The following is an 8874-nucleotide window of genomic DNA, read 5'->3' on the forward strand; positions in this document are numbered from 1 at the left end:
GGGAGGCTGGTGGATGCTGGAAGTGTTACGCAAGATAGTGCAGGAGGTAAGTACCGCTCCGGATCTGGAGTCGGTGCTGGATCTGATTGTGCGGCGTATTCAGCGTGCCATGCGGACCCAGGTGTGCTCGGTCTATCTGTACGATGATCAGGCTGAGCGCTACAGTCTGATGGCCACCCAGGGGTTAAACCCCGACGCAGTGGGTAAAGTCAGTCTGGCGTCCTCTGAAGGTATCGTCAGCGTGGTGGGCCAGCGAGCTGAGCCGATCAATCTGGAAGATGCTTCACTTCACCCCCGTTATACCTACCTAAAAGACACCGGCGAAGAGCAGTTTCACGCATTTCTGGGTGTGCCGATTATTCACCACCGTGATGTTTTGGGGGTGTTGGTTGTACAGCAGAAGGAGGTCCGTCGTTTCGATGAGAGCGAGGAGGCCTTCCTGGTTACTCTCTCCGCGCAGCTGGCGGGTGTCATAGCCCATGCTGAAGCCACCGGGCTGATTAAGCCGCAGGAGGGCGAGAGCGAAAACGAGCGTCGCTTTGAAGGTATCGCCGGTTCACCGGGGGTGGCGGTAGGGCATATCGTGGTGATTGCGCCGCCAGCGGATCTGGGGGCAGTACCCGATAAAGTCGCCAACGATATCGATAAAGAGATCGAAAAATTTGAGGCGGCACTGGCCGCGGTACGGCGTGACATTAAGGTCGTCGGACGCAGTCTATCCAAGCGTTTGCGCGCGGAAGAGCAGGCGCTGTTTGATGTGTATCTGCGTATGCTGGATGACAATGCCCTGGCGGGTGAGATTATCGAGCAGATACGCAACGGCCAGTGGGCGCAGGGTGCGCTGCGTAACGTGGTCATGGAGCATGTGAAACAGTTCTCCATGATGGATGATCCGTACCTGCGTGAGCGCGCCACCGACATCAAGGATCTGGGGAGGCGTGTGCTGGCCTATATGCAGGAGTCCGGTCCGGCTGAAATAGAGTTTCCAGAAGATACGATTTTGGTGGCCGACGAGCTGACGCCTGCCATGCTGGGTGAAGTGCCATCAGATAAATTGATGGGGCTGGTCTCCGTGCACGGTTCTGGTAACTCCCACGCGGCAATCCTGGCGCGTTCCATGGGGATCCCGACCATCATGGGGGCGCTGGATTTACCGTACACCCGCCTGGATGGACGTGATGCGATCATTGACGGTTACTCCGGTCGTGTTTATATCGATCCATCCGACGACCTGCGTGTTGCGTATCTGGACATCGTGCGTGGCGAACAGGAGATGGCTGCTGAGCTGGCCACGCTGAAAGAGATGCCGGCGGAAACCCGTGATGGCTTCCGTATGCCTCTGTGGGTAAACACCGGGCTGGTGGCGGACGTGGCCCGTGCGCTGGAGCGTGGTGCCGAGGGGATCGGTCTTTACCGTACCGAGATCCCGTTTATGATCCGTGATTTCTTCCCGAGTGAGCAGGAGCAGCTGCAGACTTACCGGCGTCAGCTGGAGGCTTTCCATCCGCGGCCAGTGACTATGCGTACGCTGGACATTGGCGGGGACAAGGCCTTGCCGTACTTCCCTATCGAAGAGGAAAACCCGTTCCTGGGCTGGCGTGGCATCCGTGTCACCCTGGATCACCCGGAGATCTTCCTGGTGCAGGTGCGTGCGATGCTGCGTGCCGGCGAAGGCCTGGGTAACCTGCGCATTATGTTGCCGATGGTGACCAGTGTGCATGAAGTGGATGAGGCGAACCGCCAGATCGACCGTGCGCTGTCTGAATTGCGCGATGAAGGTTATCAGATCGAACGTCCGCAGGTGGGTGTGATGGTCGAGGTGCCAGCGGCCGTGTATCAGGTGCGTCGTTTTGCCCGTCGGGTTGATTTTATATCCGTGGGTTCCAATGACCTGACCCAGTACCTGCTGGCGGTGGACCGCAACAACCCGCGTGTGGCGGGGCTGTATGTGTCCTACCATCCGGCGGTACTGCGTGCGCTGGAATACATCGCCCGCGAAGCGCATAAAGAGAGTGTGCCGGTATCAATCTGTGGTGAGATGGCGGCCGATCCGGGTGGCGCGCTGCTGCTGATGGGGATGGGCTACGACGTGCTGTCGATGAACGCCACCAACCTGCCAAAGGTGAAGTCGGCGATCCGTAACGTCACCAAGGTGGAAGCCGATGAGCTGTTGCAGCAAGTGATGGGTATGGACGATGCTGACAAGATTCATCAGTTGTTGCGTCGTCGCTTGCGCGAACTGGGGCTGTCGCAGCTGACCCGTCCGGTGATCCCGGATTAATCCCCTTCCCGGCCTGCAGCGCCAATGGCAGGTAGCTGCAGGTCAAATTCCTGAACCTCCGTATTGCCCTCAACGTCAAAGGTCTGCTCGCGCAGGTAGGTGCTGCCGTCCGGTTTCTGCATCAGCAGTGTGATGGCGCGGGTGCCGTAACTTTCCGACTGGATAAAGCAGGATGAGAGCATGCGTTCCCACTCCAGGCTGATACCTGTGTCGGGCAGGTGTTCGTCCGGTGCCCGTTCACGATCCTGCATCAGTGCCAGCAGGGCGTCACGGTTGGGTTCTCGCTCTTGCAGCAGCTGGCGCAATCCATCTCGTACTTTCCTTACTTTCGGCCAGGGTGTGTCCAGCAGTGCATTGGAGAGACCGTAGACGCCGGCGCTGATCCTTGTGGCTGGGTTGTTCTGCCGATTGCTCAGGTAGTGCAGGCCGCTTGCATCGCCCAGTAGCAGGTTGAAGGCGCCATAAGCTTGTTGTTCGGACTCCAGAGTGTGCAGGTAGTCTCTTGCCGGTTGGGAACCGCCCAGGAAATGACGGGTCAGATCGCCCCGGGAGCGCAGGCCGTCGCGTTTATCCCGGCCGTTGCGGTGGTTGGTGACTGTGGCAAAACGTCCGCTCTGGTTCAGGCCCAGCCAGGTGCCACCCTGCTCAAGGTCTCGTCCGGCCAATATCTGGGGAGTGTCCGGCCAGTGGTGCACCGCTTGGCTGGGGCGCAGGAAGAACTCGTCCCGGTTGGCCAGCAGGATCAGGGAATACTCTGGGTGGCTGTTGTAGGCGAACGTGATCAGGCACATGTTGTCATTTCAATAACCAGGGTGGACCGCTAATATAGGCGCTTCCCAACGGGCGGAGCAAGCCGCGGCTGTCGATGCGGGCAGCGAAGCGTGGCGTAAAACAAAGGATTTCCCTATGATCTTAACCCTATTGATGTACCTGGTGCTGGGAGCAGTTGCCGGTGTAGTGGCAGGCTTGTTTGGTATTGGTGGTGGTCTGCTGATCGTGCCGGTGCTGATCTTTAGTTTTTCTGCGCAGGGGATGTCTCCAGATGTGCTGACCCATGCTGCCGTGGCGACGTCACTGGCGACCATTGTGGTGACGTCCATCAGCTCAGTACGGGCGCATCATAAGCGCGGGGCCGTGCGTTGGGATTTGTTTAAGCCGATCAGCCTGGGTATCCTGTTGGGCGCGTTTCTGGGTGTGAAGATCGCCGGCATGATGCCGGGCTCGATCCTGCAGATGGTGTTTGGTGTATTTGCGCTCTGCGTGGCAGCGCAGATGGCGTTTGGTCTAAAACCGTCTGCCGGTGATGAACCGCCGGCTGCAACCATGCTGGGTATTGGTGGCACCTTTATCGGTTCACTATCCGCTGTTTTTGGAATCGGTGGCGGCACCCTGACGGTGCCGTTTCTGACCTGGAAGCAGGTGCAGATGCAGCAGGCGGTGGCCACCTCTGCGGCCTGTGGTTTGCCGATCGCCTTGATGGGGGCGATGACCAATGTCTGGGAGGGCTGGGGTAATGCCCAGACGGACGAGTGGAGTCTGGGCTACGTCTACCTGCCTGCTTTTGCCGGAATTGTGATTACCAGTTCTCTGTTCGCCAAGTTCGGCGCCCGTTTGGCGCACAGCCTGCCTGCGCCAACGCTGAAACGTTTTTTTGCTGTTTTCCTGCTCTGTGTGGGTACATATCTGATCGGAAAAAACCTGTTCTGAGGAATTACTATGTGGGTGCATGATATTGATCCGGTGTTGTTGAATGTCGGGCCGCTGAAGGTTCACTGGTATGGGGTTATGTATCTGGTGGGCTTTGCCGCGGCCTGGTGGCTGGGTTGTGTCCGTGCCCGCAGGCCAGGTTCCGGCTGGACCGAGGAGCAGGTGTCTGACTTGGTGTTCTGGGGGGCGATGGGGGTTGTGCTTGGTGGGCGCTTTGGCTACGTGCTGTTCTACAACTTCGAACAGTTCCTGTCGGACCCGCTCTGGCTGTTTGCGGTATGGGAAGGTGGTATGTCTTTTCATGGCGGTTTGTTGGGTGTGATCGTTGTGCTTTGGATGTGGGGGCGCAAGCACGAAAAATCGTTGCTGGAGATGGGCGACTTTGTGGCTCCGCTGATCCCGATCGGCCTGGGGGCTGGGCGTGTGGGTAACTTTATCGGCGGTGAACTGTGGGGCCGCGCGACCGACCTGCCGTGGGGGGTTGTCTTCCCGCGTGCTGCGGACGGGCTGACCCGACATCCTTCCCAACTATATGAATTTGCACTTGAGGGTGTGCTGCTCTTTATTATCCTTTGGTGGTATTCCAGTCGCCCGCGTCCTCGCATGGCGGTGTCTGGTCTATTCTTGATGCTTTATGGCTTGTTCCGCAGCTTGGTAGAGTTGGTGCGGGAGCCGGACAGTCATTTGGGTTTCCTGGCGTTCGACTGGCTGACGATGGGACAGCTGTTGTCCGTACCGATGATCCTGATCGGGCTGGGGATGATTGGTGTGGCGTACGCTCGCAGTGTAGAATCGGCAAATAAGTGATTTTTTATATAAGAGAAGGGCGAGATCAATAATGCAGCAGTACCTGGATCTGATGCGGGATATTTTGGAAAACGGCACCGACAAAGGGGACAGAACCGGTACCGGAACCCGTTCCGTATTCGGTCGTCAGCTGCGCTTTGATCTGTCGGAAGGTTTTCCGCTGCTGACCACGAAAAAGGTCCATCTCAAGTCGATCATCTACGAGTTGCTGTGGTTCCTCGATGGCAATACCAATAACAACTGGCTGAAAGAGCGCGGTGTATCGATCTGGGACGAGTGGGCGCTGGAAGACGGTGACCTCGGTCCGGTATACGGCAAGCAGTGGCGTTCCTGGCAGTGTCCGGATGGTAGTACCATCGACCAGATCAGCCAGGTGGTCGAGCAGATCAAGAAAACCCCGAACTCGCGCCGTCTCATTGTCAGTGGCTGGAACCCGGCTGACCTGCCGGATGAAACCGTCAGCCCGCAAGACAATGTCCGCAACGGTAAGGCTGCACTGCCACCGTGCCATACGCTTTTCCAGTTTTATGTGCTCGATGGCAAATTAAGCTGTCAGCTCTACCAGCGCAGTGCTGACTATGTGCTGGGTGTTCCTTTTAACATCGCATCGTACGCATTGCTGACGCACATGATTGCTCAACAGTGTGACCTGGATGTCGGAGACTTTGTTCACACCTTTGGTGATGCGCATCTGTATCAGGACCACATCAACGATCCGGCCATCGTGCAGGAACAACTTTCCCGTGCGCCGCGGAAGAAGCCGAAGTTGGTGATTAAGCGCAAACCAGAGAGTCTGTTTGACTATCGATTCGAAGATTTTGAAGTAGTTGATTATGACCCGTATCCGGCGATACGGGCCGCAGTATCAATTTGAGGAAAGAACATGAGGCTGGCAATCATTGTCGCTCAGGCGGAAAACCGGGTCATCGGCATCAACAACAAGTTGCCATGGCATCTGCCTGAAGATCTGCGTTACTTCAAGCAGGTTACGATGTCGAAACCTATCATCATGGGGCGTAAGACCTATGAGTCGATCGGGCGACCGTTGCCGGGCCGTACCAATATTGTGATCTCCAGGCAGGAGGGCTACGCACCGGAGGGTGTCAAAGTGGTGCCGAGTCTGGAGGCTGCAATAGAACTGGCGCAGAGCATCTGTGTGATTGATGGCGCGGAAGAAGCGATGGTGATTGGTGGTGCTCAGATCTATGAGCAGGCGCTGACCCGTGCTGACCGGCTGTATCTGACACAGGTTCATGCCAGTGTGGAGGGTGATGCCTGGTTCCCGGCATTCGCGATGGAAGAGTGGCGCGAGGTCGGGCGCGAGGACTTCACGGCAATGGAACCAAACCCCTACGATTACAGTTTTATCGTGTTGGACCGGGTGTAACGAAGGATAAAGTAGTATGGCAATCCGTTCGTTGTTGTCTATCCTGGCTGACGGACGCTTTCATTCCGGGCGAGAGCTTGGAGAGGTATTAGGCGTAAGCCGAAGCGCCATATGGAAGCAGATCCGCAAGCTGGAAGAGTTCGGCTTGGAAATTTACAGTGTCAAAGGACGTGGTTATCGGGTGCCGGGCGGGCTGGACCTGCTGGACCTGGATCAGATCGAAGCCGCACTTGAGCCATCGGTGCGTTCGAAGCTGAAAACCATCGAGCTTGACCTCTCTATCCCATCGACTAATTTGCGGGCATCGCAGAAAAGCCAGGCAGCTGATTGCCATGGTCACGTGTTTGTTGCCGAACAGCAAACCGCCGGCCGGGGTCGGCGCGGGCGTCAATGGGAGAGTCCTTTTGGGCGTAATCTCTATTTCTCGCTGGTCTGGCGCTTCGATAATGGCGCGGCTGCACTGGAAGGTTTGAGTCTTCTGGTGGGGTTGAGTCTGGTTAAAGCGATACAGAGGCTGGGTGCAGACGGTGTGCAGCTGAAGTGGCCGAATGACCTGTTGTGGCAGGAGCGCAAGCTGGCGGGTATTTTGCTGGAAATGACCGGTGATGCTTCGGGTGAGTGCCAGGTGGTGATTGGTGTTGGTGTTAATGTCGCGATGCCTGTCGACTATGCCGCTGCCATTGATCAGCCTTGGGTTGACCTGCAGACGGCGATGGGGCGCAAGGTCTCACGCAATGTGCTGTTAGCGGCGGTGTTGGATGAGCTTGTGCCGGCGCTGGAACAGTTTGCCATCGATGGTTTTGCGCCGTTGGTTGATCAGTGGCATCAGTGGCATGCCTACCAGGACGAGCCGGTAAACCTGTTTGTCGGTCAGAGTACGCTGGAAGGTGTATGTCGTGGTGTCGATCGCAGTGGTGCGCTGTTGCTGGAAACAGCAGAGGGATTACGCAGTTTTCACGGTGGTGAAGTGAGCGTCAGACGCACAAGATGATCCTTGATATCGATGTGGGCAATACCCTGCTGAAGTGGCGAACCGTCGAGGCGGGCGTGGTGCAGGACCGCGGCCGTTGCCCGACCCGAGAGCTTACAACAGCAATGCCTGCAGAGTGGCCCGCTCAGATTGAACGGGTCCGTATATCGAATGTGGCCGGTCCGGTCGTGGCCGGCCTTCTCCTTGCATACTGTGAAGCGCGCTGGAGCTGTCAGCCTGAATTCGCAGTCACCCGTCACCAGGCTGCCGGTGTCACCAATAGCTATAGTGATCCGTCCCGTATGGGTGTGGATCGCTGGTTGGCGATGCTGGCAGCGTTTAATGACTGCAACAGGGCCTGTTGTATTGTGGACTGTGGTAGTGCCATTACTGTGGACTATGTGGAGCAGGATGGTCAGCATCGGGGTGGTTTTATCATTCCGGGTTTGCGTCTGATGTCAGAGAGTCTGCAGCGAAACACGGCCGAGGTGCTGGTGGATCGCACGATCGACCGGTTTGAAACCGCGCCGGGCCGGCACACCTCTGCCGCCGTTACGCACGGTATCAACTTCGCCTTTCAGGCGCTGCAGGAAAAGCTGACCCGTGAGCTGGAAGATGATGCGTTGGATGCGCTCTATATAACGGGCGGCGACGGAGTGCTGTTTCACCAGTTGGCTGGGGTGGGGCAGTTGCATCCCGACCTGGTGATGGAAGGTTTGTGCTGGTCGCTGGGTTAGTCGGGCCCGAGTCTTATCCTTATGATCGCTGCTTGAATAGTGCCTATCGGGCACGGCATATGCTTGCTCTTGTTTAAAAATTAGTCAATAAAAACAAAGTGCTAAGCGAAACACAGTGGATTTGAAAAAAAATTAAAAAAAGTTGGAATTAGGGGTTGCGTCCTAAAAGGGCTGTGGGTAATATACGCGCCACTTCGACGCTGAGCCGGTATAGCTCAGTTGGTAGAGCAACTGACTTGTAATCAGTAGGTCCCGAGTTCGACTCTTGGTGCCGGCACCATTCAGCAGCGAAGTATTTGGTAAGGTGGGGTTCCCGAGTGGCCAAAGGGATCAGACTGTAAATCTGACGCGCAAGCTTCGGTGGTTCGAATCCACCTCCCACCACCATTCAGCTTGATCTTATGCGGGTATGGTATAGTGGCTATTACCTCAGCCTTCCAAGCTGAAGAGGCGGGTTCGATTCCCGCTACCCGCTCCAGCTGGAGTATGAGTTGTGCTCATGTAGCTCAGGGGTAGAGCACACCCTTGGTAAGGGTGAGGTCGGCGGTTCAAATCCGCCCATGAGCTCCAGTTTTGATGATGAAGGGCAGATATAGCAATATATCTGCCCTTTGTTATATTTGATTTTCGAAACTTATCGATAGTGGATTGTACTGATGGCTAAGCAAAACTTTGAGCGCTCCAAGCCGCACGTTAACGTTGGTACCATCGGCCACGTTGACCACGGCAAAACTACACTGACTGCTGCCCTGACTCGCGTATGTGCGGAAGTTTTCGGCGGTGAAATGAAAGCGTTCGACCAGATCGATAACGCACCAGAAGAACGTGAGCGTGGTATCACCATCGCAACTTCTCACGTTGAATACGATTCTACTATCCGTCACTACGCACACGTAGACTGCCCAGGGCACGCTGACTATGTTAAAAACATGATCACCGGTGCTGCGCAGATGGATGGTGCGATCCTGGTATGTGGTGCGACTGA

General features: G+C 56.4%; 9 protein-coding genes and 4 tRNA genes. 12 read left to right on the forward strand and 1 reads right to left on the reverse strand.

Features of this window, described 5'->3' with window-relative positions; all coding sequences use genetic code 11:
- Nucleotides 1-13 precede the first annotated feature (13 nt).
- Nucleotides 14-2281 carry a phosphoenolpyruvate--protein phosphotransferase gene (ptsP, locus tag QKW35_RS12260; protein WP_282353451.1) on the forward strand — a complete coding sequence of 756 codons (2268 nt, stop codon included), beginning with the start codon at nucleotides 14-16 and terminating at the stop codon, nucleotides 2279-2281.
- Here ptsP and QKW35_RS12265 read toward each other — a convergent pair.
- The gene (locus QKW35_RS12265) at nucleotides 2278-3072 is read right to left on the reverse strand and encodes an NRDE family protein (protein ID WP_282353452.1); all 795 of its coding nucleotides are present in this window, start codon (nucleotides 3070-3072) and stop codon (nucleotides 2278-2280) included. The two genes, ptsP and QKW35_RS12265, sit on opposite strands and share 4 nt — an antisense overlap.
- Nucleotides 3073-3187: 115 nt before the next feature.
- Here QKW35_RS12265 and QKW35_RS12270 point away from each other — a divergent pair, with 115 nt between their 5' ends.
- The 11 genes from QKW35_RS12270 to QKW35_RS12320 form a co-directional block, all read left to right on the forward strand.
- Nucleotides 3188-3988 carry a sulfite exporter TauE/SafE family protein gene (locus QKW35_RS12270; RefSeq protein ID WP_282353453.1) on the forward strand — a complete coding sequence of 267 codons (801 nt, stop codon included), beginning with the start codon at nucleotides 3188-3190 and terminating at the stop codon, nucleotides 3986-3988.
- 9 nt (nucleotides 3989-3997) lie between these two features.
- Nucleotides 3998-4795 (forward strand): prolipoprotein diacylglyceryl transferase, encoded by a 798-nt coding sequence (gene lgt, locus QKW35_RS12275; RefSeq protein ID WP_282353455.1) that lies wholly within the window; start codon nucleotides 3998-4000, stop codon nucleotides 4793-4795.
- Between the two features lie 31 nt (nucleotides 4796-4826).
- Nucleotides 4827-5669: a thymidylate synthase gene (locus QKW35_RS12280; protein WP_282353457.1), complete on the forward strand. Its 843-nt coding sequence runs from the start codon at nucleotides 4827-4829 to the stop codon at nucleotides 5667-5669.
- A 9-nt stretch (nucleotides 5670-5678) separates the two neighbouring features.
- Nucleotides 5679-6182, forward strand: a complete 504-nt coding sequence (folA, locus tag QKW35_RS12285) for a type 3 dihydrofolate reductase (RefSeq protein ID WP_282353459.1) — start codon at nucleotides 5679-5681, stop codon at nucleotides 6180-6182.
- Between the two features lie 16 nt (nucleotides 6183-6198).
- Nucleotides 6199-7173 carry a bifunctional biotin--[acetyl-CoA-carboxylase] ligase/biotin operon repressor BirA gene (birA, locus tag QKW35_RS12290; protein WP_282353461.1) on the forward strand — a complete coding sequence of 325 codons (975 nt, stop codon included), beginning with the start codon at nucleotides 6199-6201 and terminating at the stop codon, nucleotides 7171-7173.
- The gene (locus tag QKW35_RS12295; protein WP_282353464.1) at nucleotides 7170-7889 is read left to right on the forward strand and encodes a type III pantothenate kinase; all 720 of its coding nucleotides are present in this window, start codon (nucleotides 7170-7172) and stop codon (nucleotides 7887-7889) included. Before birA ends, QKW35_RS12295 begins: the two co-directional genes overlap by 4 nt.
- Before the next feature lie 204 nt (nucleotides 7890-8093).
- Nucleotides 8094-8169, forward strand: a tRNA-Thr gene (locus QKW35_RS12300).
- A gap of 23 nt (nucleotides 8170-8192) precedes the next feature.
- A tRNA-Tyr gene (locus QKW35_RS12305) sits at nucleotides 8193-8276 on the forward strand.
- Nucleotides 8277-8292: 16 nt separating this feature from the next.
- A tRNA-Gly gene (locus QKW35_RS12310) sits at nucleotides 8293-8367 on the forward strand.
- A 17-nt stretch (nucleotides 8368-8384) separates the two neighbouring features.
- Nucleotides 8385-8459, forward strand: a tRNA-Thr gene (locus QKW35_RS12315).
- A gap of 86 nt (nucleotides 8460-8545) precedes the next feature.
- Nucleotides 8546-8874, forward strand: a 329-nt coding sequence (locus QKW35_RS12320) for a GTP-binding protein (RefSeq protein ID WP_282353466.1), incomplete at its 3' end; no start/stop codon positions are given.

Origin of the sequence: Pontibacterium granulatum (genome assembly GCF_029961155.1) — a bacterium.
Classification (GTDB): domain Bacteria; phylum Pseudomonadota; class Gammaproteobacteria; order Pseudomonadales; family Balneatricaceae; genus Pontibacterium; species Pontibacterium granulatum.